This window comes from Hafnia psychrotolerans (assembly GCF_014639435.1).
GTDB lineage: Bacteria > Pseudomonadota > Gammaproteobacteria > Enterobacterales > Enterobacteriaceae > Ewingella > Ewingella psychrotolerans.
In genome coordinates, this window is the sequence record NZ_BMFZ01000003.1 from 209,837 (window position 1) to 235,093 (window position 25,257).

Here is a 25,257-nt window from a genome sequence, read left to right on the forward strand (position 1 = left end):
TTATGGCTGTAACAAATGTCGCTGAATTAAACGCACTCGTAGCACGAGTCAAAAAAGCACAGCGCGAATATGCTAACTTCACCCAAGAACAAGTAGATAAAATTTTCAGCGCTGCCGCTCTGGCTGCCGCTGATGCTCGTATCATACTTGCTAAATTGGCTGTTGAAGAATCCGGTATGGGTATCGTTGAAGATAAAGTGATTAAAAACCACTTCGCTTCCGAATACATCTACAACGCCTACAAAGACGAAAAAACCTGTGGCATCCTGTCGCAAGATGACACCTTCGGTACTATCACCATTGCTGAACCTATCGGCATCATTTGCGGTATCGTCCCTACCACCAACCCAACCTCAACCGCTATTTTCAAAGCACTTATCAGCTTGAAAACCCGTAACGGCATTATCTTCTCTCCACACCCACGTGCTAAAAACGCGACCAACAAAGCAGCAGATATTGTGTTGCAGGCAGCGATCGCAGCGGGCGCGCCGAAAGATATTATTGGCTGGATCGACGAACCAAGTGTTGAACTGTCTAATCAGCTGATGCACCACCCAGATGTGAACCTGATTCTGGCGACAGGTGGTCCTGGTATGGTTAAAGCAGCATACAGTTCCGGTAAACCTGCCATTGGTGTTGGTGCAGGTAACACTCCAGTCGTCGTGGATGAAACCGCTGACATCAAACGCGTTGTAGCGTCTATTCTTATGTCTAAAACCTTCGATAACGGCGTGATCTGTGCTTCAGAGCAGTCAATTATCGTTGTTGATTCTGTATATGATGCTGTTCGTGAACGTTTCTCTTCACACGGCGGCTACATGCTGCAAGGCAAAGATCTGAAGGCTGTTCAGGATATCATCCTGAAGAATGGTGGCCTGAATGCGGCCATTGTTGGCCAGCCAGCCACTAAAATTGCCGAAATGGCAGGGATTAAAGTGCCATCAAACACCAAGGTGTTGATTGGTGAAGTGAAAAATGTCGATGAGTCTGAGCCATTCGCTCATGAAAAACTGTCCCCTACCCTCGCGATGTACCGTGCCAAGAATTTTGAAGACGCGGTAGAAAAAGCAGAGAAACTAGTAGAAATGGGCGGTATTGGTCATACATCTTGCTTGTACACTGACCAGGATAACCAGCCAGAACGTGTTAACTATTTTGGCGACAAAATGAAGACCGCTCGTATTCTGATTAACACCCCAGCATCTCAGGGTGGTATCGGCGACCTCTACAACTTCAAACTTGCCCCATCATTGACTTTAGGTTGCGGTTCATGGGGTGGTAACTCCATCTCTGAAAACGTTGGCCCTAAACATCTGATCAACAAGAAAACTGTAGCTAAGCGAGCAGAAAACATGTTGTGGCATAAACTTCCGAAATCAATCTACTTCCGTCGTGGCTCACTGCCGATCGCTCTGGAAGAAGTAGCGACTGACGGGGCTAAGCGTGCCTTCATCGTTACTGACCGTTTCCTGTTCAATGCCGGTTATGCAGACCAAATCACCAGCGTGCTGAAAGGCCACGGTATCGAAACTGAAGTGTTCTTCGAAGTGGAAGCGGATCCTACTTTAAGCATCGTTCGCAAAGGTGCTGAGCAGATGAACTCCTTCAAACCTGACGTTATTATCGCGTTGGGTGGTGGTTCACCGATGGACGCCGCTAAAATCATGTGGGTTCTGTACGAACATCCAGACACACAGTTCGAAGATTTGGCGCTGCGTTTTATGGACATCCGTAAACGTATCTACAAGTTCCCGAAAATGGGCGTAAAAGCCAAAATGATAGCGGTTACCACCACCTCCGGTACCGGTTCAGAAGTAACACCATTTGCGGTTGTAACTGATGATGCAACAGGTCAAAAATATCCACTGGCTGATTATGCGTTAACTCCAGATATGGCAATTGTTGATGCCAACCTGGTAATGAACATGCCGAAATCACTCTGCGCTTTCGGTGGTCTGGATGCAGTCACTCACGCACTTGAAGCTTATGTTTCCGTGCTGGCTAACGAGTACTCGGATGGTCAAGCTCTGCAAGCGCTTAAACTGCTTAAAGAATTCCTGCCAGCAAGCTACAAAGATGGCGCAAAAAATCCTGTAGCCCGTGAACGTGTTCATAATGCCGCGACTATCGCAGGTATCGCCTTTGCCAATGCCTTCTTGGGGGTCTGTCACTCTATGGCCCACAAACTGGGTTCTGAGTTCCATATCCCACACGGCTTAGCTAATGCCATGTTAATTTCCAACGTTATTCGTTACAACGCGAATGACAACCCGACTAAACAGACTGCTTTCAGCCAGTATGACCGCCCACAGGCGCGTCGTCGTTATGCCGAAGTTGCTGACCACTTAGGTCTGAGCGCTCCTGGTGATCGTACTGCGCAGAAAATTGAAAAACTGTTGACTTGGTTGGACGAAATTAAAGCAGAACTGGGTATCCCGGCTTCAATTCGTGAAGCGGGTGTTCAGGAAGCTGATTTCTTGGCTAAAATTGACAAACTTTCTGAAGATGCCTTCGATGATCAGTGTACCGGCGCTAACCCGCGCTACCCACTGATCGCGGAATTGAAACAGATTCTGATGGATACTTACTACGGTCGTAAATTCAGCGAAGAAGAAAGTGATGAAGTTGTGGCTGCTCCCGCGGTAAAAATGGAAAAAAAATCCGCCAAGAAATAATTGGCTGATCAGCTAAATGTAAAAACCCGCTTCGGCGGGTTTTTTACTTTTATATCCACAACACCTCATCAAAGCTCTCACATCTCTTTAAAGGTATCACTACTGCATCCTGCCATCGCCTCTTTGAAATGCTTGCGGCAAACGGAAACGTAGCTCTCGTTGCCGCCTATGACCACCTGCGCGCCATCGTGAAGCGGTTCACCATGCTCATCAAGTCGTAAAACACGGTTAGCCTTACGGCCACAGTGGCAGATAGTCTTAAGTTCAACCAATTTATCTGCCCAAGCCAACAAATATTCACTACCTTCAAATAATTCCCCCCGAAAGTCGGTACGTAATCCGTAACAAAGCACTGGAATGTCCAGTTCATCGACAACATCCGTCAATTGGGCAACCTGTGCTTTTGTGAGGAACTGACTCTCATCAATCAAAACGCAATGCACCATCTGCTCGCGGTGCTCCTGCGCGACCATTAAGTGAAGTTCACTTTCCTGGTTAAAGAGCTGTGCCTGTGATGACAGGCCAATTCGAGAACTCACCTTACCCACACCAAATCGATGGTCAATTTCCGCGGTTAATACTAACGTACGCATTCCACGTTCTTGATAATTATAAGAAGACTGTAACAAAGAGGTGGATTTTCCGGCATTCATAGCCGAATAGTAAAAATAAAGCTGTGCCATGGGCAGACAACCCCTTAGGTATATTGGGACATAAATGGTGTTTTATCAATTGTATCATAAGGTTCAGACTAGCCAACCTTGGTGATAAACATGCTACAAAATCAGACAATGCAGCATTTCATTTTTTGCGTAGCGTCACAGTTATTTACAATCGAATATTAGGAATAAGTTTAAAAATATAAGTTTTATTCGGTTAACTCACTGTGGACTGGGGTGTGGCCAGCTATAATCGGCGTGCAGGTGCTATATAAATCGAACAGCAAGTTAAGAACTTAGCATTCAACCCTTGCAGCGCTGCTATATCCAACATGACCTTTAGTCTCACCCCGACACACTCTGTTGCTTAACGCTAAGATAGTCTTAGCTATTTGCTTACAGTCCGACTTGGCTCTGATACTGAAGTCTGAGGATTTAATTGGGTACAATATGGCTTCTGGTTATAAGATCTCATGACTGTACTCACAAAAAATCACCCTCCGCATATTGAAATTTAGCTTATAAACGCAAGATAAATAGGGTTCTTTAAGGCCGTTATATTTTTAGTGCACAATGAAATTCAAGTTATAAAGGGTAAATTCCCATCAAGTAAACAAATTGGCTATTGCAGAACGTTAAATAGCAATCTATTATTACCCTAACAACGCCCCCCACCAATATAATTGAGACTAGTATAATGAGCGAAGCATTAAAAATTCTGAACAACATCCGTACTCTGCGTGCCCAAGCGAGAGAATGCACTCTGGAAACTCTGGAAGAGATGCTTGAGAAATTAGAAGTTGTAGTTAATGAGCGTCGTGAAGAAGATACTCAGGCAACTAAAGATATTGAAGAACGTACGCGTAAACTACAGCAATATCGTGAAATGCTGATTGCCGATGGCATTGACCCTAACGAATTGCTGCAAACCATGGCGGCGACTAAAGCCACAGGAAAAGCAAAGCGTGCTGCGCGTCCAGCTAAATACAAGTATATCGATGAGAACGGTGAAAACAAAACCTGGACAGGTCAGGGCCGTACTCCAGCTGTGATCAAGAAAGCAATCGAAGAACAAGGTAAAAAGCTGGATGATTTCCTGCTGTAATAGTTTATTACCGCTCTCGCTTAATTCTACTTATAAAACCTGCCCTAATCGGTGGGTTTTTTTTTGCTTTGCTCATGAAAAAGCTGACGACAACGCTGAAAATAGATGAGTTGTCGTTATCATTTGTAGAAACATTCAACAATTATATACTCAGGGGAAAAACAGCGTATATACCCAAAATAATTCGAGATACAGGACTCGTCTGCAGAACGCTGAGTATAAAGCGGATGTAAGAAGGGCTGCCTTAGCAGCCCAGATTCGTCCTACACCCTCTTGTTAGCGTTAGCCTGGGTAGAATGTACGATACCAATCGACGAAGTTCTTTACCCCCTCCTCAACCGGTGTCTCAGGCCTAAAATTAATGACCTCGTATAATGGCTGCGTATCCGCACTGGTCTCAAGTACGTCACCAGCTTGCATCGGCAACATATTTTTATGTGCCTCAACACCCAGTGCCGACTCTAGAGCCTGGATATACGTCATCAGACTAATGGGGTCATTATTGCCAATATTGTAGACCTTGTAAGGGGCCGAGCTACTTGCCAGTGAACCATGCTCTACCGTCCAAGAGTCATCAACTGCGGGAACGACATCCTGCAGACGTATTATTGTCTCAGCAATATCATCTATATAGGTAAAGTCCCGGCGCATTTCCCCATGGTTATAAACATCAATACTGTCCCCAGCAAGAATAGCTTTGGTGAACTTAAAGAGGGCCATATCCGGACGCCCCCATGGTCCATAGACAGTGAAGAAACGTAACCCCGTGGTTGGCAGGCCATAAAGATGTGAATAGCTATGTGCCATAAGCTCATTGGCTTTTTTGGTTGCAGCGTAGAACGAAATGGGATGATCTACAGAGTCTTCCGTTGAGAATGGTTGTTTGTTATTCAGCCCATAAACAGAACTTGAGGACGCATAAAGAAGATGCCCAACTTTGTTATAACGGCATCCTTCCAAAATGTTCACGAAACCAATCAGATTTGAATCCGCATAAGCCAAAGGGTTTTCGATTGAATATCGAACACCGGCTTGAGCGGCTAGATGAATAACACGTTCAAAATGTTGTTTCTCAAACAATGCGGCCATGCCTGCACGGTCGGCCAGATCCAGCTTAATGAACTGAAAGTTGTCTTTATTTTCTAGCTGGGCCAGGCGTGCAAGTTTCAGGTTGACGTCATAATAGTCATTCAGATTATCAATACCGACAACCGTATGACCTGCTGTCAACAAAAGTCGTGACACATAGAAACCAATAAAACCTGCAGCGCCAGTAACCAGATATTTCATGAATATTCCTTACAGAACTGGATTGACTGATGCACCACGGCCAATACCGTAGTAAGTAAACCCGCGTTTTTCCAAACGCTCAGGATCGAATAAATTACGACCATCAAAGATGACGGGTTCTTTTAATGCATTTTTGATGACATCAAAATCAGGAGCACGGAAATTTTGCCATTCAGTACAAATAATCAGCGCATCTGCGTTTTGCAATGCAGACTCTTTCGTTCCCATCAATTCCAGATCTCCGCGGTAACCGTAGATCCGCTGAGTTTCATTCATTGCTTCGGGATCATAAGCTTTGATTTTCGCACCCGCTGCCCACAATTGCTCCATTAATACACGACTGGAAGCTTCACGCATATCATCTGTATTCGGTTTAAATGACAGCCCCCACAGAGCAAAGGTTTTCCCTTCCAAATTCTGCCCAAAATGACGATTAATAAACTCAGGCAATTTATACTTTTGTTGATAATTAACCTGCTCCACAGCTTTTAAAAGTTTCGGCTGGTAACCAATATGTTCTGCCGTGCGGATCAAAGCCTGCACATCTTTAGGGAAGCAGGAACCGCCGTAGCCGCAGCCAGGATAAATAAAGTGATAACCAATACGGGAATCTGAACCAATGCCTTGACGCACTTTTTCAATATCAGCACCCAGCATTTCTGCAAGATTCGACATCTCATTCATAAAACTGATTTTCGTTGCCAACATGCAGTTGGCAGCATATTTGGTCAACTCGGCGCTGCGGATATCCATCAGGATCATACGGTCGTGATTGCGGTTGAAAGGTTCATAAAGCTCACGAATAGGATCAATCGCATCCGGATTATCTGTACCAATTACAATACGCTCGGGACGCATACAGTCGGAAACTGCTGCCCCTTCTTTAAGAAACTCAGGATTTGAGATGACGTTGAAGTCGATATCAACGCCACGTTGTTTCAGCATATCAGTCATTACCGCACGGACTTTATCCGCTGTGCCAACGGGAACAGTTGACTTGTCGATCACGACCTTAGGTTCAGTCATATATTCAGCGATAGTGCGGGCGACGGCAGTGACATATTTCAGATCTGCTGAACCGTCTTCATCAGGTGGTGTGCCAACGGCAATAAACTGTACTGTGGCATGAGCCACACCTTCTGCGGCATCGGTACTGAATAATAGACGCCCTGCTTCGTAGTTCTGTTTCACCAGCGGTGTCAAGCCTGGTTCAAAAATCGGAATGTGACCATTTTTCAGGTTTTCTACCTTTTTTGCGTCAACATCGATACACAAAACTTCATGGCCGACTTCAGCCAGAACCGCCGCCTGAACAAGTCCTACGTAACCAATACCAAAAACTGTTACTTTCATCAGCGAATTCCTATTTGGTTTTTAAACAACGTGAAATTATGAGCTAAAATTCTGCAGCGCATTATACCAGTTTCACGCGTAAGTACCTCTGCAAAGGCAAGTTTTGCATAAGATACGTCTTAGAATAAGAATATGAAGTAAGGGAATAGAAAATTGTGCAGAAGAAATTGTCATTATTATTAAGGCATTATTCTTGTTGATACAGAATATGCTCACTCAGTAGACAACATTAATCTCAGACGCCCACCCGTTCCCCATACCTGACATTGGAACGCCTCGCATCTCTGGCTTATCTGATTCGAATAGGTTGAACCTGTCGTGCCAAGTGGTACGCCATTACTCAACTGAATTTGATGAGTGCCGGTATTCACATTGGCATGCAGCCCTGCACTCACCAAAATCAGATTTTTTTGTGTAGCGTTATAATAACCAAGTAATAAGGGAAATTGTCCTTCAAGCCGGGCCTGCTTAAACAACTGACTCACCTGTCTAAGTAAGGTCGACATCTGGGGGAGTCTCTGATGCCGAGCGCTTAAATGCTCATGTAATAGCCCATTAAAGATGGCTCGAAGTAGCAATGCCGCCAAGACACCATTTTCTTTTGCGCGCGTCACGTCCAGACAATAAAACCCCAGATCATTAGAAGAAAGGGCCGCGATATCCAGCACCAACCCGGCATTTTCAGCCATCGTCAGTTGACGATAATTGATTCGGCAATTTCCCAGAGTTTGTTGTACGGGAGGTTGAAGTTCCTGAAGTAATCTTGCCGCCTCTTTTGGATTACGGCACAGGGCCTCCCAGTCCTGTATAAGATCACTTTTCTGTAACGCCTGGGAGGTGAATAATTTAGGGAATAAACACGCCAACAGTGCATCGCGCAGGCGCTGAAGATCACGAATAGGTTTGAGCAGTACATCTTCAACGCCAAGACGCAGCATCGTGGCAACATCGGTCATTTTGTCAGTGGCTGAAATGACCAAAACTGGGATTTTTATCCCTTGTAGGCGTAAGTTTTCAACAAACTCGATGCCGCCCATTTCCGGCATCGCCAGATCACATAGAATCAAGTCGGGTGGATAATCTTCTAACAGCGCTAAGGCTTCGAGGCCGTTGGCCGCTTCGGTGAAAGTCGCCCCTAATGACGTCACATACCCAGCGAGCACCGAACGGAAAACGGCTTCGTCTTCAACGATCAGAATGTGCTTGCTCGTAAGTGGTTTATCCATAAGGGCTCCCAATTATTCATCTCTTAATAGTGGCTCATAAAGCCTGATTTTGCTTGTCAGAATTGTCAGATTCCTTTACGGAGTGTTTAAGCTGTTCAGAAATGTTTGTTTTTTACCAATGGAAGTAACTGCTCTCTTTGCTTTTCAACCGCCAACCTTCCTGCTTCGATTGATTCCTCTGCACGATGAAAATCAAGTATGGAAATTTGTGGGCAGTAAGGTTGCAAAATAACATCTGGGGGATCTCCAGCCATGCGGTTACGCTTCAATCGGTTCTCGAGAACCTGGATCGAGGTAGACATAATTTCCATGGCCGTCGGGCTCACATCTGGCCGGCGGATCCGCGGGCGTGACAGCCGCTGACGAATTTTTTTGCGCCATCCGAACTCTGTTTCATCTTGTAAGCTATCAGGTGTCAGTGGTGCAGATAGCAGATCCTGATGCATCAGATGTGCATCATGTTGCAGATCGACTGCGATGACGATATCTGCACCCAAGGCGCGTGTCAGTGAAACAGGTACCGGGTTGACGACTGCGCCATCGACCAGCCAGTAACCGTTGTACCAGACAGGAGCCAGCAGGCCGGGCATACTGCACGAAGCCCGAATCGCCAAATGCAAATCCCCTTGGGTCAACCATAGCTCCCGCCCGGTACTGAGGTTAGTCGCTACCGTTCCAAACTTACTGTGACACTGTTCGAAATCATTCACCCGAATCAGTTGTGCAACCGCATTAAAGACCCGCTCACCGCGTAACAGACCTCCGCGACGCCATGAAAAATCCATCAGTCGCAGTACATCCCAGTAACTAAATGAGCGAACCCAACTCTCCATCGCAGGCAAACGGCCACTAACATGTGCGGCACCGACCAACGCACCGACCGAACATCCTGCCACTACGTCAATATGGATCCCCATTTCCCTGAGAGCATTAATTACGCCGATATGCGCCCACCCCTTCGCGGCTCCTGCGCCAAGTGCCAGCCCGATCTTGAATTGTCTGCCCGTGCCTCTATTCGCTTCCATTAATCATGGCTCCAGCCCGTTGGCTTCTGATTGACAGTGCAAGTGCGTTGTCACCCGGTAGGGTTGTTAGGTAACATATCGCGATATTGCATTCAATAGCGCATCCAGCGCGGTTCTTACCCATTCAGGAGTTACTTTGTCACCTCCCTGCCCTTGTGGAAGCGGTGCGGCGTTTGAAAAGTGTTGCCAACCTTTTCTGCTTAACGCACTTTCTGCACCAAACCCGACAGCACTCATGCGTTCGCGTTACAGTGCTTATGAGATGAAAAATGCCGATTATCTGATTGATACCTGGCACCCTGACTGCCAACCAGCACGCTGGCGTGAAAACCTGGAAGAAAGCTTCGCCACTACGCAATGGCTTAGCTTGAATGTAATCGCCCAGCAAGAGGGTAAAAATAGCGACGAAGGCTATGTGGAGTTTGCCGCACGTTTCCAGGAACAAGGCGCTGAAGAGATACATCTGGTACATGAACGTTCGCGCTTTCTTCGTGTGAATGAACGCTGGTACTATATCGACGGAGTCAAACCGCAGATCGGCAGAAACGACACCTGCCCATGCGGTTCTGGCAAAAAATATAAGAAGTGTTGCGGTCGCTAACTCTGCCTGGCAGATTTTCCGCTCCCTTACGACGACATTCAGAATTAAGACACACAGGACAGGATCCTCAACGCCATGCCGCAACAGAATGTACAAACCAAGGTATTACGCACCATTTGCCCAGATGCCAAAGGCCTGATCGCCAAAATCACCAATATTTGCTACAAGCACGAACTGAATATCGTGCAGAACAACGAGTTCGTTGACCACCGCACCGGCCGTTTCTTTATGCGCACGGAGCTGGAAGGTATTTTCAATGACAACACGTTGCTCGCCGATCTTGACAGCGCCCTGCCTAAAGGCTCTGTACGTGAACTGCAAAGTACCGGCCGACGCCGTATCGTGGTTCTGGTCACCAAAGAAGCGCATTGTCTGGGCGATCTATTGATGAAATCCGCCTACGGTGGACTTGATGTGGAAATTGCTGCGGTTATTGGCAATCACGACACGTTGCAAACGTTGGTCGAACGCTTTGATATCCCGTTCCATCTGGTAAGCCACGACGGTCTGACTCGTGAACAACACGATAGCGCCATGATCGAGCAAATCGACCAGTATCAGCCTGACTATGTGGTTCTGGCGAAATACATGCGCGTCCTGACACCGGGTTTTGTACAACACTATCCACACCAGGTGATCAACATCCACCACTCATTCTTACCGGCATTCATTGGTGCACGCCCTTACCATCAGGCTTATGAGCGAGGCGTGAAAATCATCGGTGCCACGGCGCACTACGTGAATGACAGTCTTGATGAAGGACCGATCATCATGCAGGACGTGATCAATGTCGATCATACATATACAGCAGAAGATATGATGCGTGCTGGCCGCGACGTTGAAAAGAACGTGCTCAGCCGTGCACTTTACCGCGTGCTTACTCAGCGCGTTTTCGTTTATGGTAATCGCACCGTTATTTTGTAATCTCCCCGACGGTGCTTTTTGTACAGAGAAGCACCGTCACGGGTAAAAAAACATCAAACGAACATTATTATCAGTTTCAGCACTTTACAGCTGTGATTCATTTGGTATTATGCGCCCCGTTCACCGCAATCACTGACGCAGTGAATAAAGTTCACGTTTTATGTAATACGCAATTCAAAATCCACGAACTTTCAAAGACCTCAGCTATTCTCCCTTAGAAAATACCTACTCATAAAAGAATATCGATCGGGAAGGATAGAGAAGCTTCGATTGAAGGTTCGAGCCGAGCGAAAGCGAGACAGCGTTGCGCAGCAACGACCCGTAGGGCGAGGCCAGAGGCCGAGTCATCCTTCCCCCACCACCATCTCAAAGACCTCAGCTATTCTCCCTTAGAAAATACCTACTCATAAAAGAATATCGATCGGGAAGGATAGAGAAGCTTCGTCAAAAACAACTCATTACCCTAATTTAATCACCCTGTCTGCCGACTCAATGGTCGATGGCCGGTGCGCGATGAACACGCGGGTAATATCCAGTTCGCTGATGGCTTTATTGATTCGTGCTTCATTATCCAAATCCAGATGACTGGTCGCTTCGTCCAGAAACAAAATGGCCGGGCGGCGATACAATGCACGCGCTATCAGTACCCGTTGCTTCTGCCCGCCCGACAAACTGCTGCCCAGTTCGCTGATCAGCGTTTCATAGCCCATCGGCATCTTCTCGATATCCGCATGAATATGGCAGCGCTGTGCGCAATCAATAATGCGTGCCTCATCTTCCTGCTCATCGAAACTGGCAATATTCTGCCCGATCGATCCGGCAAACAGCGTATCGTCCTGTAACACACAGGCGATGCAACTGCGATAGTTATTCAGTCCTGCGGAGGTGATATCCATTCCGTTAATCAGGACCCGACCTTCAGTCGGCGACAATAAGCCGGTCATGATTTTCATCAGTGTGGTTTTACCCTGCCCTGATGGCCCGACAATCGCCACGCTCTCGCCAGCGGCTACCGACAAACTCAACCCGTTAATCAGAGGTGCGGACAGAGTGTCGTACTGGAAAACCAGATCCCGCACGTCCAGCGATGCCGCTTCACCGGGGCGCAGTAGCTCGCGTTCCGGCAGACTTTTCTCGGTGTCAGTTAGTGCAATATCGGCAATACGGTCACGGTGCAGCGACAACATACGCAGTTGCAACACCATATCCAGCAGATTGGCCGCACGCTCGGAAAACTGTCCCCGATACGTATTGAGCGCCACAAACATTCCCAACGTCATATGTCCGTCAATCACCTGTGAAGCACCCAGCCACAATAGTGCAACCTGATCGAGGGTAGCGATTAAGGTATTCCCGCCGCTAAACATCATCTCGAATTTGGTTTTGCGCACCGTGGCATTGGCGTTATCGACATTCATATTGAGCCAGAAATTGGCCCGTGCCTTCGACAACCCGAGCGCCTTCAGCGTGCTGATCCCATACAGTGTTTCCATAAAGTGAGAGCCTGCACGTGCGCCTTTGACAATCTGCTCCTCTGAAACCTGCCGGTAAGCGTTGTAGGTCGAGAGACGGAAAATCACATAAAGCGCAGTAAAGTCAAGGATCACCCAAATCAGCCAGCCGCCGTACAGCACCATCATCACAATCAGGCCGACCGACATAATTCCGTCAATAATACTGTTAACGACGTTGGTGGTCAGCGTAGTGCGCAGCGTGTCGAGCGAGGAAAAACGCGACTGAATGTCACCGAGTTTGCGTTTTTCGAAGTAGTCGAGCGGCAATTTGAGCAGATGGTCGAACAGCCGTGCTTTCCACTGCACGTCGATCAGCGTACTCATCACCAGCGACGTCCAGGCCCGCAGCATACTGACGCCGGTGCGGAAAATAATAAAGAACAGTAATCCCAGGCAAATAAGGGTAAGTAAATCTGGGTCTTTGGCCGGGATCACATGGTCCATTACCAACTGCATCCCAACCGGCAGCAGCAGATTGACTGACTCGACCATCAGCGACAGACAGAAAATCTTGGTCAGCGCAGGCATCAGACCGCTGACATTGCCCATCATTTTGCGCAGATTTAGCCGTACCCGCGGTTTTTCCGAGGTAAAGCCGCTGTCGGGCCATAGCTCAAGCGCAACGCCAGTGAAATGCTGAGAAACTTCGCGAATACTCAACCAACGGCGACCAAAAGCGGGATCGTGAATGACCACTTTGCCCTGTTTTACGGCCACCAGCACCACGAAATGGTTAAGGTCCCAATGTAGAATGCAGGGAGTTTTCAGCGCATTCAGCTCATCGATATCCAACTTTAGGGCGCGGGATTTAAGTTCGTTAGCATTGCCGATATCCATCAACATCCGCAGAGTCGCTCCGCGCGATGAGATACCATAGCGCTGGCGCAGACTTTGCAAATCGACGTGTTTGCCGTGATACCCGCAGACCATCGCCAGGCAGGCCAAACCACACTCCGCAGCTTCGGTCTGGATAATCTGCGGTACTTTATGGCGAAAACCAAAATGCAGGCGGTCAGCCAGTTCGCGTACGTTATCGAGATTCATTAATTGGCCCCATCACGCTTTTCTTCATGCTGTAATATGGTGACAACATCCATTGATACAGCGGACGTTTTTCAAGGAACAGCGTGGATTCGGCCTTCATTCCGCTGGACAAATTCAGTTGCTCTCCATGCCAGTTAAGTTGGTTTTTATCCAGCGATACCATGACCTTGTAATAGGGTCCGTTGACTTTGCCATTGACGTCGCGCGGCGCACTGGAATAGGAATTCAGTTCCTGCTCTGAGACCGGCGCTGAGGAGACTGACTCTACCTTGCCGGGAAATTGCCCATATTTCTCAAATGGATAGGCTTCATAACGGATATTGATATACTCCCCGGGTTTGACATAGGGCAGGCTTTCGTTGGGCAACCAAGCGATCAGGAAGAACGGGGAATTTTTAGCCGGCACCAGCTGCGCCAGGCTGTCTCCCGCGTTGACCATTTGGCCAGGCGTTACGCTAAGGGAAGAAATTTTTCCATTGGTCGGGGCGGTGATCAACAGTGAACCTTTGGCATCAGCCTGCGCCAGTTGCCTTTCAAGATCGTTACGCTGATAACCATATTGTGAGATCTGATTATCGAAATCGGCAGCTTTGGTCACCAGTTCACTGCGCAAATTGGTGATTTGCAACGATTCCTGAATCGACTGGGTGTTAAGGCTCTGGAAAGAAGTTTGTTGCTGATAGAAAAGATAGCGCTGGTTGTTCAACTGATCGGTGTTAATAAGCCCTTTCTTCTGATACGCACCATAATTTTGCATGCTCCTTTTCATCGCATTCAACCCTTCCTGCGCTGAATCCACCATGCTTTGCGACACTTGATGCGCTTTTTCGTACTGATCCAACTGCTGCTGTAAATTCTCCAGCGTGGCGTGTTTATTATTCTGTAATTGCGTGATGATGGTGTCGATTTGCTCACGCTGCTTTTTGATCGCCGCAAGCGTTGTGGTGCTGACATTACCCGCCTGCGTCACCCGGCTGACATCAATCTCATAAAGCGGCTGGCCTTTTTTGACCCGCTTATCAGTATCAACAAATAACCCGGTAATAACCCCTTGCTCGGGGCTGAAGAGATTGATGCTATGTGGCTGAGTTATGATCTCCCCGCTAACGTTAATCCGCCGGGTATAGTTTGCCGAGATTAGAAATGCCAGTAGTGCGACTAAAAAAAGTGCGGTCAGTAAGGCCACAACCCATACCGGCCAACCTGCCAGGAGTAATGCCTTTCCTGTCCAATGGCTTTGTTGATGTTCATTAACTTCTTTACGGAATAGCATATTTTCGCCCCCGGATGAACATCATTTCTATGAACATAAAACCGACCTCTGAATATTTAACATCCGAAAGATAGCAGTCAAAAAATCAATTGCCACCACGAATACTCCGAAACAGGATGAAATATATTTTCATCAGGCGATAGTTGGCAGTATGAATTAAAAACTTCTAGCCAAAAACAGAATGAGATATATTTTGATGCGTTTTTTATATTAAAAAATAAATTAAGCTATTTATATATAAAAATAAAAACAGATAAAAAACAACATGATAATAAAAAATTTATGTTTAGTGAGATTGTTCTTAATCAATTTTAAGCCGAGGTGATTTAGGCTTAACCCCAGTGAAGACATTGGGTAAAATTATCTGTGCAGCATTACTCAATGTTTTCATCCACCCCGAAATCTGGGGGCTGATTTTAACCGATTAAGAGGATGACCTAAGATGAAACAATTAACAGAACGTGATGTCGAAATGGTTAATGGTGCGGGTTGGTCTGAAGACGTTAATAAAGTCGCTGACCGCCTGTCGAGCTTCGGTCAGGATGCAGTCAATGATACAGGTAATGCTGTGAATAAAGCCTATAACCAAATTTCCAAAGGTTTGGCGGACGCACAAAATTACCTGACGACCTAATCCAGAACCTGTAGTGCCAACACCTTGTATCTCACTTCCCGAGTTTACAATTATGTTCATGCTGGCGTTCACTTTGGCGAACGCCTTCTTGTTGCCAAAACGGCTCGGCTTAAACGCCGACGTTGCGCTTATCCGTTTTCTGTAAACTGGCCTTTAATTTACCAATCAACTCACTGCGGAAATCTCCGAGCTTAGGCTTATCTCCTTCCAGCCAAGGCAGCGGGCGGCACAACTCCATGGTTTTGATCCCCAACCGCGCCGTCAGTAATCCAGCCCCAATACCCTGTGCCGCACGGGCGGATAATCGCGCAGCCAGATCCTGCGACATCCAGTCCATACCGACTTCGCGCACAAGTTCAGAGGCACCGGCAAAGGCGATATTAAGCAATACCAACCGGAACAGACGCAAGCGGCTGAAATAGCCCAACTCAATGCCGTACAGTACGGCAATCCGGTTAACCAGACGCAAATTGCGCCAGGCGATGAACGCCATATCGACCAGCGCCAACGGGCTGACGGCGATCATCAGTGCAGACTCTGCCGCTGAATGGCTGATTTCCCTTCTCGCCTGTGCATCCAGAACAGGTTGTACTAAGCGCGCGTAAAGCTCGACCACTTCACGATCATTTTGTGTTTCGTGCAAAGACGCCAGCCAGCGCTGCAACGCCGGATGGCTACTGTCCAGCCCAGCCTGCGCCGCCAATTTTTCGCAAAATACACGCCCCATGCCAAGACCATGGCTATGCAATAAGTCTCTGGCGGTGTCGCGTTCGTCAGCGCGTTGCCGCAAACGGTACAGACGACGCCATTCAGACAACACTGACCCAACGCCCGCCACGACAATCAAGGCACCCGCGGTACAGGCACCGAGCGCCACCCAATCTTGCTGCATCCATGCGCTATGTATCCACTGCACACCCTGGGCAACGACGCTGATACCCAATACCGCCATCCCCAGCCGCACCATCTTGCCCCACAAACTGCGACGCGGTTTCAGCACACGGCTGATCACGGCTTCGGTTTCCCCTTCCTGATACTCAATTTCCGACTCACTTGAGTTCACAGGAAAAAAGCGTTCAGCCGCTGCACCATTGAATGTCTGGCCAGCGCGCAGAACAGGGGATTCAGACTCTTTCAATGCCTGTTCGAAATCGATACGCGGTTTAATTGGCTCGCTCATCGCATTTTATCTCCGAGTAAAAACTCCATGACCGCATCTAAGCGAATATGCGGTAGTGGCGCATCCACGCTCATTTCACGCGGCCGGAATTCATCGAAATGAAAACCCTGCTGCTGCCAGAAAGCCGTACCCGGCAAACGCGCAGGCACTTCACCGGGGAACACTGTCAGCGGTGCACCATCACTCAGGCGATGGCCTTTCAATGCAGGAAGTGACTGACCCTCATATTCCACGATACCCGTTTCGGTGGCCTGCACCGACGCCAAACCGGCGCAATCTATACTGATCCCCTCGAAGGCAGCATTTTGCCAGGCTTCCTGCACCAACTGCTGTAACAGCGATACCAAATTGGCATGCTGATCGCCGGTAATATGGTCAGCCTTCGTCGCTGCAAACATCAATTTATCAATGCATGGATTAAACATACGGCGAAACAGTGTGCGCTTGCCGTAGTGGAAACTTTGCATCAGTTGCGTCAGTGCCAGCCGCATGTCGTTGAAAGCCTGCGGGCCACTGTTGAGCGGTTGCAGGCAATCCACCAGCACGATCTGCCGGTCGAAACGGACAAAATGTTCCTTATAGAAGCCTTTTACGATCGACTGACAGTAATAGTCGAAACGCGCGCGTAGCATACTGAGGTTGCTGTGTTTATCTGCCTGCGCCAACTGGGCATCGCTGTATTGCTGCATTTCAGGCCACGGGAAGAACTGCAACGCAGGTGCACCAGCCAGATCGCCGGGCAGGACAAAACGGCCAGGCTGAATAAAGTGCAGCCCTTCTTTTTTGCAACGCGTTAAATAGTCGGTATAAGCCTGTGCGATGACCGCTAACTGATTTTCGTCAGCCGGTGCCAACGGATCACACTGCTGGCATAGCGTCAACCAAGGCTTTGCCCACTCAGCGCGGTCACCCTGCAACAGCCCGGCCATCTGTCGGGACCATTCAAGATAATTTTGCTCCAGCATGGGCAAGTCGAGCAGCCATTCGCCGGGATAATCAACAATTTCCAGATACAACGTCGATGTATCTCTGAAATGTCGCATCAAAGAATCATTGGAGCGGTAACGTAGCGCGAGGCGAATTTCACTCACGCCACGCGTCGGCGTAGGCCAGTTAGGTGGAGTGCCATGGAGCTGCGCCATGCCTTCATCATAGGTAAAGCGTGAGACGCCGAGATCGCGCTGCGGTATACGCTTAACGCCGAGCAGCCGCTCTTCTCGGGTAGCGGAAAAAAGGGGTAAGCGTGCGCCGCTGTGAAGATGGAGTAGTTGATTGACGAAAGCCGTGATGAAAGCGGTTTTACCGCTGCGGCTAAGACCGGTTACTGCCAGACGCAAATGCCGGTCCATCCCTCGATTGACCAGTGAATTAAACTCGTTTTGTAGCCTTTTCATTACTCTCCCTGGCGTAGCGCCCAAACAGCGCGGTCAAAATACGTTTGAATAATGGTTCTAATAATAGTGCTAAAACGTAACGCAGAGGACCTTTTCCTGCCACTCTCAGCACACGAGCTGCCATACCGGCAGGCCCGAAGGTTAACGCCAGCATAATGACAAATCTGAAGATCTTTTTCAGCAGGCTATTGCTCCCCGGCAGCGAGGAAGTCAGAGAACGCATAATAAGTTGATTCCTTTTGCGGGAGAGCGGGAAAGCGTTGCCGTCTTATGCTGTCAATCAAGCGCTGCGGCAACGTTTTGATACGGTAGTTCAATGCTGAAAAAATTGAATGCTGACAAAAGTTTAAAGCTGACGAAAACGGCTACGGACACCGAAGGTTTCAGAAGTCACATAGCGCTCAACCTGACGCAGACGCAGTTCGCTGGCCTTCAGCACGCGGTCGGCCTCGTCCAGCAAGTTGCGTGGCGATGGCGTATTATCATTATCAAACTCATTAGCAGGTACAGGATCCAGCACATAACTGAGGACCACGTAGGCTACAAAGGTAAACATAAACAGGCCGAAGAATATCGACAGCACGGCCATGATGCGTAACAACTTGACCGGCACCCCGAGATAATGAGCAAGCCCAGCAAGAACCCCTTTAATCATCCCCTCTTCGGGTACCCGGTAAAGTTTTCGTTCCGATAACCCTGTCGCCATTATGATTGCCTCCAGCTGGGATGCTCTGCGTCCAGAATCTCTTCCAGCGCCTGAATTCGTTCACGCATACGTTGTGCATCTTGTGTTAACTGAGTGAGGTTTTGCATCTCATACTGTGTTAACTGACTGCCATTTTGTGAACGGTTGCTGTAGTGAAGCCAAAGCCAGATCGGTGCCACAAATAACACAAAAATGGTCAATGGTATGGCTAAAAACAGGAAGCTCATTGTCTCTCCTTATGAGTCTTATTACTGCCGGGAATGGCCCCAACCCAGTGATAACCTGACGTAGAAACGGCAGATTTATCGATACCACTTATGCCTCAGGCGTGTTCTGCATTTTCGCTTTCAGGGCTGCAATTTGTGCGCTAATTTCATCGTCAGCTTTCAACTCGGCAAACTGCTGGTCAAGCGTTTTCTGTTTACCGACACTGACGGTTTCCGCCTCGGCTTCCATATGATCAATGCGGCGCTCGAATTGTTCAAACCGCGCCATCGCTTCATCAATTTTACCGCTGTCGAGCTGGCGACGCACATCGCGTGATGACGACGCAGCTTGATGGCGTAAGGTCAACGCCTGCTGACGAGCACGGGTTTCAGTCAGTTTGTTTTCCAGCTCAACGATTTCAGACTTCATACGGTCCAGTGTCTCTTCAACCGTCACCACTTCATTTTTCAGCGTGCCAACCAAATCAGCCAACTTCTGTTTTTCAATCAGCGCAGCGCGCGCCAAGTCATCTTTATCTTTGCGTAGTGCCAGCTCGGCTTTGTCCTGCCATTCAGCCTGCTGGGCTTCGCCCTGCTCAATGCGGCGCTTCAACTGTTTCTTCTCAGCCAGAGCACGGGCTGAAGTCGAACGCACTTCGACCAGTGTGTCTTCCATTTCCTGAATCATCAGTCTTACCAGTTTCTGCGGATCCTCTGCTTTGTCTAACAGCGTATTGATGTTGGCATTCACAATGTCAGCGAAACGAGAAAAAATACCCATAATCGAAATTCCTCTTTGATTCTGTGGACTACCGGCCAATCTGTTACCGGTTAAAAGAGTCAGCCCAAAGGCTTCCTGTACAGTGAATCAGTATCAAATCTCATGCCAACTTTTTAAAATCATTATCTAACTGAATAGTAATGTTTTTTTATTTTCCCCTCTCTCACGCTTTTTTGTCGTATGATTAAATTTACTAAGGGTTGGTATTTTTCACCAGATAGGAATGCCATGAACAACACGACAGATAACCTTCTCGGCGAAGCCAATGCTTTTATAGAAGTGCTTGAGCAAGTCTCCCGTCTGGCCAAACTGAATAAACCCGTACTGGTCACCGGTGAGCGCGGCAGCGGTAAAGAACTTATTGCACACCGTTTGCATTATCTTTCTCCGCGATGGCAAGGTCCGTTTATCTCACTCAACTGCGCTGCATTGAATGAAAACCTGCTCGACTCAGAGTTGTTCGGCCACGAAGCGGGGGCTTTTACGGGCGCGCAGAAACGCCATTTGGGTCGCTTTGAGCGCGCGGATGGTGGCACGCTATTTTTGGATGAACTGGCCACCGCGCCGATGCTGGTTCAGGAAAAATTACTGCGAGTGATTGAATACGGTCATCTGGAGCGCGTCGGTGGTAGCCAACCCCTGCAGGTTGACGTACGGCTGGTGTGCGCGACTAACGATGATCTGCCAGCGCTGGCCGCTGCCGGGAAATTCCGTGCCGACCTGCTCGATCGCCTGGCGTTTGACGTCGTCCAATTGCCTCCTCTGCGCGAACGCCAGCAGGACATTATGTTGCTGGCCGAACATTTCGCCATCCAGATGTGCCGCGAACTCTCTTTGCCGCTGTTTCCCGGTTTCACCGCCCACGCCCGCCATACACTGCTGCAATACCGTTGGCCGGGCAATGTGCGTGAACTGAAAAATGTCGTTGAGCGATCTATGTATCGCCACGGCACCAGCGAGTTTCAGCTTGATGAAATTATTCTTAACCCGTTTGCAAAAATATCTTCAGTTCAGGAAGCATCACCGCCACCAGAAACTCAGACCGCAATGCCTAATCTACCGCTGGATTTAAAATTATGGGTGAACGAACAAGAAAAACAGTTGATTGAACAGGCGCTGCGGCAGGCGCGATTTAACCAGCGCAAAGCAGCGGATCTACTGGCGCTGACCTATCATCAGTTACGGGGAATGTTGAAAAAGCATGGCATCCAGGTCAACGCACAGGAAGGTGACTGAAAAAAGAGTAAAAAAAAGCCAGCACCCGAGCTGGCTAAGTAATACTGGAAGCAATGTGAGCAATGTCGTACCGGCTAATCAGCCCCTAGCAGAGCCTTTTTTCCGGCGAGATGATGATAATGGTTATCAGTATCGTTTGTAAAGATCTTATTGAGAATATTTCTCATCCCCACAAAAAGCATGCAACCCTTTATTTATAAAAGGTTCATCGTCCTAAACCCAGTGTGGGTCACCATTCTGGAAAAGGATCAGCCATTGACATCCAACTGTCGATCCCCTCAGCCATCTGTTCAACACTCAACAGGCAGCCGTCAAGCCGTAAGATAATTTCATTTTTATCAAGATGCTGACCGATAAATACCAACTCCTGACGCATATCGCCAAAAGGCTCCTGCCATTTTTCCATAATGCTGGCCCGCGTCTCCGGGTCCTGTGGCCAGTCGCTTTCCGGCAGTGCGCGCCAAAAAATACCCGCCATGCCGTAGCGTGCAATCCCGCCCGCCTGACTCCAGTTACCCGCATGACGTGGGCGCGTTGCCAGCCAGAAAAAACCTTTCGAGCGGAGTAACGTACCGCCGCCCCAATCACCGTGAACCACTCGGTAGAACTTGTCCGGATCAAAAGGACGGCGTGCCGTGTAGACAAAACTACTGATACCATACTCTTCGGTTTCGGGCTGGTGCTCGCCGCGTAGCTCTTTCAGCCAGCCCGGTGCCTGCTGGGCCTTGGCAAAATCGAAACGATGGGTATTGAGCACACGTTCCAGCGGCAGACTCCCCGGCGAAATCGGCAGAATGTCCGCCTGTGGGTTCAGACTTTTTAGTAACGCCACGACTTCCCGCTGCTGAGCCGCATCAAGCAGGTCGGTTTTGCTGACTAAGAGTACGTCGCAAAATTCAATCTGGTCGATCAGCAAATCTGTGACGCTACGTTCATCGTCTTCACCAAGACTCTCGCCAGCCTCCTGCACACTCTGTGCTTCCTGATATTGCTGCATGAAATTAACACCGTCGACCACCGTCACCAGCGTGTCCAGTCGGGCGAATTGTGACAAGCTGTGCCCATCGTCATCTTCGAAAGTGAAAGTTTCAGCCACCGGTAACGGTTCTGAAATGCCGCTCGATTCAATCAATAGGTAGTCAAACCGCCCTGTCTGCGCCATCTCACGCACTGAAATCAGCAAATCTTCGCGCAGCGTGCAACAAATACAGCCATTACTCATTTCCACCAGTTTTTCCTGCTGGCGGTCGAGGGTTATTTCATTGGAAACCAGCGCGGCGTCGATATTTACCTCGCTCATGTCGTTGACGATCACGGCTACGCGCATTCCCTGGCGGTTATTAAGAATATGATTAAGCACGGTAGTCTTACCGGCGCCGAGAAAACCGGACAGCACCGTTACGGGTAATAAAGGCATGTTGACCTCAAGATGATGGATGCACAGAGAGTACATTTGAATTAATTGTAATATTATAACATTACAATTCATTGTCAATTTCAAGGCCTTTATTGCCTATGCTTGCAGAAAAGTGCGTGAAGTCTCGACATATAGAACGGAGTTTTGCGCAATGGATTGGGGCAGGCTGGCAGAGTACGGTACACTTAAGCCATTGCTACTTAACATTGAAGCCTTTATGCGTCGTTTATCTTTGTGGGTGCTGTTGCTGAGTGGTCTGGCTCATGCGGCCATTGCCGTACCCACGGCACCACCAACCAAACCGCTGACTGCCCGTTCATCGGCCACCACGCCAAACCGTGACATTCGCCAAAGCGGGTTTGTCTATTGCGTCAACGGGATGATCAATACGTTCAACCCGCAGAAAGCCAGCAGTGGACTCATTATCGATACCCTGGCAGCTCAACTGTATGACCGCCTGCTGGATGTTGATCCCTACACTTACCGGCTGGTTCCCGAGTTGGCGCAAAGCTGGGAAGTATTAGACGATGGCGCAACCTACCGTTTCCATCTGCGCAAGGACGTACCTTTCCAGAGTACGCCATGGTTTAAGCCTACGCGCATGATGAACGCTGACGACGTGGTCTTCAGCACCCAGCGCATCATCGATTCAAAAAATCACTATCATGCCGTCAACGGCGATGAATACCCCTACTTCGACAGCCTGCAATTTGCCAATACAGTCAAAACGGTGAAGAAGCTCGATGATTACACCGTTGAGTTTCGTCTGAATAATCCCGACGCCTCTTTCCTTTGGCATCTGGCAACACACTACGCGCCAGTTTTATCGGCGGAATATGCAAATAATTTGCAAAAAACAGGTAACGAAGAGCAGATCGACCGTGAACCCGTGGGTACAGGGCCTTTCCAACTAAGCGAATACCGTTCCGGCCAGTATGTACGTCTGGTGCGAAATGGTAATTACTGGAAAGGCATTCCGCGCATGTCTCAGGTGGTGATTGATATGGGCGTCGGCGGGACCGGTCGTCTGTCAAAACTGCTGACCGGCGAGTGTGATGTGCTTGCCTATCCGGCGGCCAGCCAGCTCTCAATTTTACGGGATGATCCACGTCTACGTCTGACGCTACGGCCTGGTATGAACGTCGCTTATCTGGCCTTTAATACCAGTAAAGCTCCGCTTAACGATCCACGCATCCGTCAGGCGATTGCGCTGTCGATTAACAACCAGCGCCTGATGCAATCGATATACTACGGCACAGCCGAAACCGCGGCCTCTATTTTACCACGCGCTTCCTGGGCCTATGACAGCAATGCCAAAGTGACCGAGTTTAATCCAGATAAAGCCCGTAAAATCCTTAAAGATCTTGGGCAGGAAAAACTGACACTGCACTTGTGGGTGCCCACCGCGTCCCAATCTTACAACCCCAGCCCACTGAAGACGGCTGAGTTACTGCAGGCAGATCTGGGCCAGGTAGGGATAAAAGTGGTGATCGTGCCGGTCGAAGGGCGTTTTCAGGAAGCGCGCCTGATGGAAATGAACCATGATCTGACGCTGGTTGGCTGGGCTACGGACAGTAACGACCCGGACAGCTTCTTTCGTCCGATGCTAAGCTGCGCGGCAATCCGTTCACAGACCAACTATGCTCATTGGTGTAACCCCGAATTTGACCAGTTACTGCGTCAGGGACTGCTATCGCAACAACTTTCCCAGCGCATCGAATATTATCAGCAGGCACAGAAAATCCTAGAACAGCAGTTGCCTGTTTTGCCCCTCGCTTCTTCATTGCGCTTGCAAGCCTACCGTTATGATATCAAAGGGTTAGTGCTGAGCCCATTCGGCAATTCATCTTTCGCCGGAGTATTCCGCGACAGTGAAAAGAGGAAAGTGCCATGATCATCTTTATTTTGCGGCGTTTATTGCTGTTGCTGATCACCCTGTTCCTTTTGAGCATGGTCGCGTTTAGCCTGAGCTATTTTACGCCAAACGCGCCCTTGCGCGGGGCATCGTTGTGGGATGCATACCGCTTTTACTTCTCCGGTCTTCTCCAGTTTGATTTTGGCGTTTCCAACATCAACGGAGGGAACATCAGTACCCAGTTGAAAGCGGTATTCCCAGCCACGATGGAGCTCTGCGTACTGGCATTTACGTTTGCATTGCTGGTGGGGATCCCTCTGGGGATCACAGCGGGGATGATGCGGGGGAAATGGCCTGACGTTGCTATCAGCACGCTCGCGCTGATCGGCTTTTCGATTCCGATTTTCTGGCTGGCACTCTTGCTGATGCTGTTCTTCTCTCTGCAACTTGGCTGGCTGCCAGTTTCAGGGCGACTTGATTTACTTTACCACCTTAAAACCGTCACGGGCCTGACACTGGTCGATGCCTGGTTATCAGATTCGCCTTATCGCCATGAAATGATAGTAAGCGCCATTCGCCATATGATTTTACCGATTGCTGCTCTGGCCGTCGCACCAACGACGGAAGTGATCCGTCTGATGCGCATAGGCACCGATGATGTACTGGAAAAGAACTATGTAAAAGCAGCAGCGACCCGCGGGTTATCGCGTCTGACGATTATTCGCCGTCACGTGCTGCGTAACGCCCTGCCTCCTATCATTCCCAAACTGGGTTTACAGTTTTCAACCATGCTCACGCTTGCGATGATCACTGAAATGGTTTTCAACTGGCCGGGAATAGGCCGCTGGATGATTAATGCGATTCGCCAGCAAGATTATGCGGCAATTTCGGCCGGTGTAATGGTAGTCGGCACGTTGGTGATCGTCGTGAACGTATTGTCGGATATTCTCGGCGCAATAATGAATCCGCTGAAACATAAGGAATGGTATGCCCTACGATAAACCATTTATTATTTTTATTTATTCATATAAATACAGCAAGTTAAAAAAATAAATTCTCAATACATTCAAATAAGACACACAAACATGTACACAATATGTTTGTGTGTCTTTCAGTATTCTTTGACCAATTCCTTATGCAGACGTACTGTATGTATGAC

22 protein-coding genes and 1 other RNA gene are annotated in these 25,257 nt (G+C 48.6%); 9 read left to right on the forward strand and 14 right to left on the reverse strand.

The window, feature by feature from the left end; translation table 11 throughout:
• Window positions 1-2 precede the first annotated feature (2 nt).
• A complete protein-coding gene (gene adhE / locus IEV89_RS06800) occupies window positions 3-2,675 on the forward strand; it encodes a bifunctional acetaldehyde-CoA/alcohol dehydrogenase (RefSeq protein ID WP_188471797.1) in 2,673 nt (890 codons plus the stop codon).
• Between the two features lie 77 nt (window positions 2,676-2,752).
• On the opposite strand, the gene IEV89_RS06805 is transcribed toward adhE, so the two are convergent.
• Window positions 2,753-3,358, reverse strand: coding sequence for a thymidine kinase (locus IEV89_RS06805; protein ID WP_188471799.1), 606 nt, complete (start codon window positions 3,356-3,358; stop codon window positions 2,753-2,755).
• Window positions 3,359-4,031: 673 nt separating this feature from the next.
• Between IEV89_RS06805 and hns the strand changes: the two genes are divergently transcribed.
• Window positions 4,032-4,439: a histone-like nucleoid-structuring protein H-NS gene (gene hns / locus IEV89_RS06810; protein ID WP_188471801.1), complete on the forward strand. Its 408-nt coding sequence runs from the start codon at window positions 4,032-4,034 to the stop codon at window positions 4,437-4,439.
• Window positions 4,440-4,721: 282 nt separating this feature from the next.
• Here hns and IEV89_RS06815 read toward each other — a convergent pair whose 3' ends face one another.
• The 4 genes from IEV89_RS06815 to rssA form a co-directional block, all read right to left on the reverse strand.
• On the reverse strand, window positions 4,722-5,729 hold the full coding sequence (locus tag IEV89_RS06815; protein WP_188471802.1) for an NAD-dependent epimerase: 1,008 nt from the start codon (window positions 5,727-5,729) through the stop codon (window positions 4,722-4,724).
• 9 nt (window positions 5,730-5,738) lie between these two features.
• Window positions 5,739-7,082 (reverse strand): UDP-glucose dehydrogenase family protein, encoded by a 1,344-nt coding sequence (locus tag IEV89_RS06820; protein WP_188471804.1) that lies wholly within the window; start codon window positions 7,080-7,082, stop codon window positions 5,739-5,741.
• Window positions 7,083-7,294: 212 nt separating this feature from the next.
• On the reverse strand, window positions 7,295-8,308 hold the full coding sequence (gene rssB / locus IEV89_RS06825; RefSeq protein WP_188471806.1) for a two-component system response regulator RssB: 1,014 nt from the start codon (window positions 8,306-8,308) through the stop codon (window positions 7,295-7,297).
• Between the two features lie 95 nt (window positions 8,309-8,403).
• Window positions 8,404-9,333, reverse strand: a complete 930-nt coding sequence (gene rssA / locus IEV89_RS06830; RefSeq protein WP_188471808.1) for a patatin-like phospholipase RssA — start codon at window positions 9,331-9,333, stop codon at window positions 8,404-8,406.
• A gap of 136 nt (window positions 9,334-9,469) precedes the next feature.
• Here rssA and IEV89_RS06835 point away from each other — a divergent pair, with 136 nt between their 5' ends.
• The 3 genes from IEV89_RS06835 (at window position 9,470) to IEV89_RS06845 (ending at window position 11,222) form a co-directional block, all read left to right on the forward strand.
• Window positions 9,470-9,934 carry a YchJ family protein gene (locus IEV89_RS06835; protein WP_188471811.1) on the forward strand — a complete coding sequence of 155 codons (465 nt, stop codon included), beginning with the start codon at window positions 9,470-9,472 and terminating at the stop codon, window positions 9,932-9,934.
• Window positions 9,935-10,009: 75 nt separating this feature from the next.
• Window positions 10,010-10,858 carry a formyltetrahydrofolate deformylase gene (gene purU / locus IEV89_RS06840; protein WP_188471813.1) on the forward strand — a complete coding sequence of 283 codons (849 nt, stop codon included), beginning with the start codon at window positions 10,010-10,012 and terminating at the stop codon, window positions 10,856-10,858.
• A 234-nt stretch (window positions 10,859-11,092) separates the two neighbouring features.
• A non-coding RNA gene (locus IEV89_RS06845) (RtT sRNA) lies at window positions 11,093-11,222 on the forward strand.
• Window positions 11,223-11,316: 94 nt separating this feature from the next.
• On the opposite strand, the gene IEV89_RS06850 is transcribed toward IEV89_RS06845, so the two are convergent.
• Window positions 11,317-13,416 carry a peptidase domain-containing ABC transporter gene (locus tag IEV89_RS06850; RefSeq protein ID WP_188471815.1) on the reverse strand — a complete coding sequence of 700 codons (2,100 nt, stop codon included), beginning with the start codon at window positions 13,414-13,416 and terminating at the stop codon, window positions 11,317-11,319.
• Window positions 13,403-14,689, reverse strand: a complete 1,287-nt coding sequence (locus tag IEV89_RS06855) for an HlyD family secretion protein (RefSeq protein ID WP_188471817.1) — start codon at window positions 14,687-14,689, stop codon at window positions 13,403-13,405. The genes IEV89_RS06850 and IEV89_RS06855 overlap by 14 nt, the downstream gene beginning before the upstream one ends.
• Window positions 14,690-15,131: 442 nt before the next feature.
• On the opposite strand from IEV89_RS06855, the gene IEV89_RS06860 reads away from it, so the two are divergent.
• Window positions 15,132-15,323 carry a chemotaxis protein gene (locus IEV89_RS06860; RefSeq protein ID WP_188471819.1) on the forward strand — a complete coding sequence of 64 codons (192 nt, stop codon included), beginning with the start codon at window positions 15,132-15,134 and terminating at the stop codon, window positions 15,321-15,323.
• 109 nt (window positions 15,324-15,432) lie between these two features.
• Here IEV89_RS06860 and IEV89_RS06865 read toward each other — a convergent pair whose 3' ends face one another.
• From IEV89_RS06865 to pspA, 6 genes are all read right to left on the reverse strand, one after another.
• On the reverse strand, window positions 15,433-16,503 hold the full coding sequence (locus tag IEV89_RS06865; RefSeq protein WP_188471821.1) for a TIGR01620 family protein: 1,071 nt from the start codon (window positions 16,501-16,503) through the stop codon (window positions 15,433-15,435).
• Window positions 16,500-17,897 (reverse strand): YcjX family GTP-binding protein, encoded by a 1,398-nt coding sequence (locus tag IEV89_RS06870; protein WP_188471823.1) that lies wholly within the window; start codon window positions 17,895-17,897, stop codon window positions 16,500-16,502. Before IEV89_RS06870 ends, IEV89_RS06865 begins: the two co-directional genes overlap by 4 nt.
• Window positions 17,872-18,120 (reverse strand): phage shock protein PspD, encoded by a 249-nt coding sequence (locus tag IEV89_RS06875; protein ID WP_229746403.1) that lies wholly within the window; start codon window positions 18,118-18,120, stop codon window positions 17,872-17,874. The genes IEV89_RS06870 and IEV89_RS06875 overlap by 26 nt, the downstream gene beginning before the upstream one ends.
• A 123-nt stretch (window positions 18,121-18,243) precedes the next feature.
• A complete protein-coding gene (gene pspC, locus IEV89_RS06880; protein ID WP_188471825.1) occupies window positions 18,244-18,603 on the reverse strand; it encodes an envelope stress response membrane protein PspC in 360 nt (119 codons plus the stop codon).
• Window positions 18,603-18,830 carry an envelope stress response membrane protein PspB gene (gene pspB / locus IEV89_RS06885; RefSeq protein WP_188471834.1) on the reverse strand — a complete coding sequence of 76 codons (228 nt, stop codon included), beginning with the start codon at window positions 18,828-18,830 and terminating at the stop codon, window positions 18,603-18,605. Before pspB ends, pspC begins: the two co-directional genes overlap by 1 nt.
• An 88-nt stretch (window positions 18,831-18,918) precedes the next feature.
• Entirely contained in the window at window positions 18,919-19,590 is a 672-nt protein-coding gene (gene pspA / locus IEV89_RS06890) for a phage shock protein PspA (protein ID WP_188471841.1), read from the reverse strand.
• Between the two features lie 228 nt (window positions 19,591-19,818).
• Here pspA and pspF point away from each other — a divergent pair, with 228 nt between their 5' ends.
• Window positions 19,819-20,826: a phage shock protein operon transcriptional activator gene (gene pspF, locus IEV89_RS06895; RefSeq protein WP_188471844.1), complete on the forward strand. Its 1,008-nt coding sequence runs from the start codon at window positions 19,819-19,821 to the stop codon at window positions 20,824-20,826.
• A 229-nt stretch (window positions 20,827-21,055) separates the two neighbouring features.
• Here the strand turns inward: pspF and zigA are convergent, their stop codons facing one another.
• Entirely contained in the window at window positions 21,056-22,243 is a 1,188-nt protein-coding gene (gene zigA / locus IEV89_RS06900; protein WP_188471846.1) for a zinc metallochaperone GTPase ZigA, read from the reverse strand.
• Between the two features lie 217 nt (window positions 22,244-22,460).
• Here zigA and sapA point away from each other — a divergent pair, with 217 nt between their 5' ends.
• Window positions 22,461-24,137, forward strand: a complete 1,677-nt coding sequence (gene sapA / locus IEV89_RS06905; protein WP_188472413.1) for an ABC transporter substrate-binding protein SapA — start codon at window positions 22,461-22,463, stop codon at window positions 24,135-24,137.
• Window positions 24,134-25,099: a putrescine export ABC transporter permease SapB gene (gene sapB / locus IEV89_RS06910; RefSeq protein ID WP_188471847.1), complete on the forward strand. Its 966-nt coding sequence runs from the start codon at window positions 24,134-24,136 to the stop codon at window positions 25,097-25,099. Before sapA ends, sapB begins: the two co-directional genes overlap by 4 nt.
• The last annotated feature ends 158 nt before the right edge of the window (window positions 25,100-25,257 follow it).

Excerpts from the sequence above, each read along its gene's own strand:
- adhE (WP_188471797.1), top strand. The coding sequence starts at position 3 with ATGGCTGTAACAAATGTCGCTGAATTAAACGCACTCGTAGCACGAGTC.
- IEV89_RS06805 (WP_188471799.1), bottom strand. The coding sequence starts at position 3,358 with ATGGCACAGCTTTATTTTTACTATTCGGCTATGAATGCCGGAAAATCC.
- hns (WP_188471801.1), top strand. The coding sequence starts at position 4,032 with ATGAGCGAAGCATTAAAAATTCTGAACAACATCCGTACTCTGCGTGCC.
- IEV89_RS06815 (WP_188471802.1), bottom strand. The coding sequence starts at position 5,729 with ATGAAATATCTGGTTACTGGCGCTGCAGGTTTTATTGGTTTCTATGTG.
- IEV89_RS06820 (WP_188471804.1), bottom strand. The coding sequence starts at position 7,082 with ATGAAAGTAACAGTTTTTGGTATTGGTTACGTAGGACTTGTTCAGGCG.
- rssB (WP_188471806.1), bottom strand. The coding sequence starts at position 8,308 with ATGGATAAACCACTTACGAGCAAGCACATTCTGATCGTTGAAGACGAA.
- rssA (WP_188471808.1), bottom strand. The coding sequence starts at position 9,333 with ATGGAAGCGAATAGAGGCACGGGCAGACAATTCAAGATCGGGCTGGCA.
- purU (WP_188471813.1), top strand. The coding sequence starts at position 10,010 with ATGCCGCAACAGAATGTACAAACCAAGGTATTACGCACCATTTGCCCA.
- IEV89_RS06850 (WP_188471815.1), bottom strand. The coding sequence starts at position 13,416 with ATGAATCTCGATAACGTACGCGAACTGGCTGACCGCCTGCATTTTGGT.
- IEV89_RS06855 (WP_188471817.1), bottom strand. The coding sequence starts at position 14,689 with ATGCTATTCCGTAAAGAAGTTAATGAACATCAACAAAGCCATTGGACA.
- IEV89_RS06860 (WP_188471819.1), top strand. The coding sequence starts at position 15,132 with ATGAAACAATTAACAGAACGTGATGTCGAAATGGTTAATGGTGCGGGT.
- IEV89_RS06865 (WP_188471821.1), bottom strand. The coding sequence starts at position 16,503 with ATGAGCGAGCCAATTAAACCGCGTATCGATTTCGAACAGGCATTGAAA.
- IEV89_RS06870 (WP_188471823.1), bottom strand. The coding sequence starts at position 17,897 with ATGAAAAGGCTACAAAACGAGTTTAATTCACTGGTCAATCGAGGGATG.
- IEV89_RS06875 (WP_229746403.1), bottom strand. The coding sequence starts at position 18,120 with ATGCGTTCTCTGACTTCCTCGCTGCCGGGGAGCAATAGCCTGCTGAAA.
- pspC (WP_188471825.1), bottom strand. The coding sequence starts at position 18,603 with ATGGCGACAGGGTTATCGGAACGAAAACTTTACCGGGTACCCGAAGAG.
- pspB (WP_188471834.1), bottom strand. The coding sequence starts at position 18,830 with ATGAGCTTCCTGTTTTTAGCCATACCATTGACCATTTTTGTGTTATTT.
- pspA (WP_188471841.1), bottom strand. The coding sequence starts at position 19,590 with ATGGGTATTTTTTCTCGTTTCGCTGACATTGTGAATGCCAACATCAAT.
- pspF (WP_188471844.1), top strand. The coding sequence starts at position 19,819 with ATGAACAACACGACAGATAACCTTCTCGGCGAAGCCAATGCTTTTATA.
- zigA (WP_188471846.1), bottom strand. The coding sequence starts at position 22,243 with ATGCCTTTATTACCCGTAACGGTGCTGTCCGGTTTTCTCGGCGCCGGT.
- sapA (WP_188472413.1), top strand. The coding sequence starts at position 22,461 with ATGCGTCGTTTATCTTTGTGGGTGCTGTTGCTGAGTGGTCTGGCTCAT.
- sapB (WP_188471847.1), top strand. The coding sequence starts at position 24,134 with ATGATCATCTTTATTTTGCGGCGTTTATTGCTGTTGCTGATCACCCTG.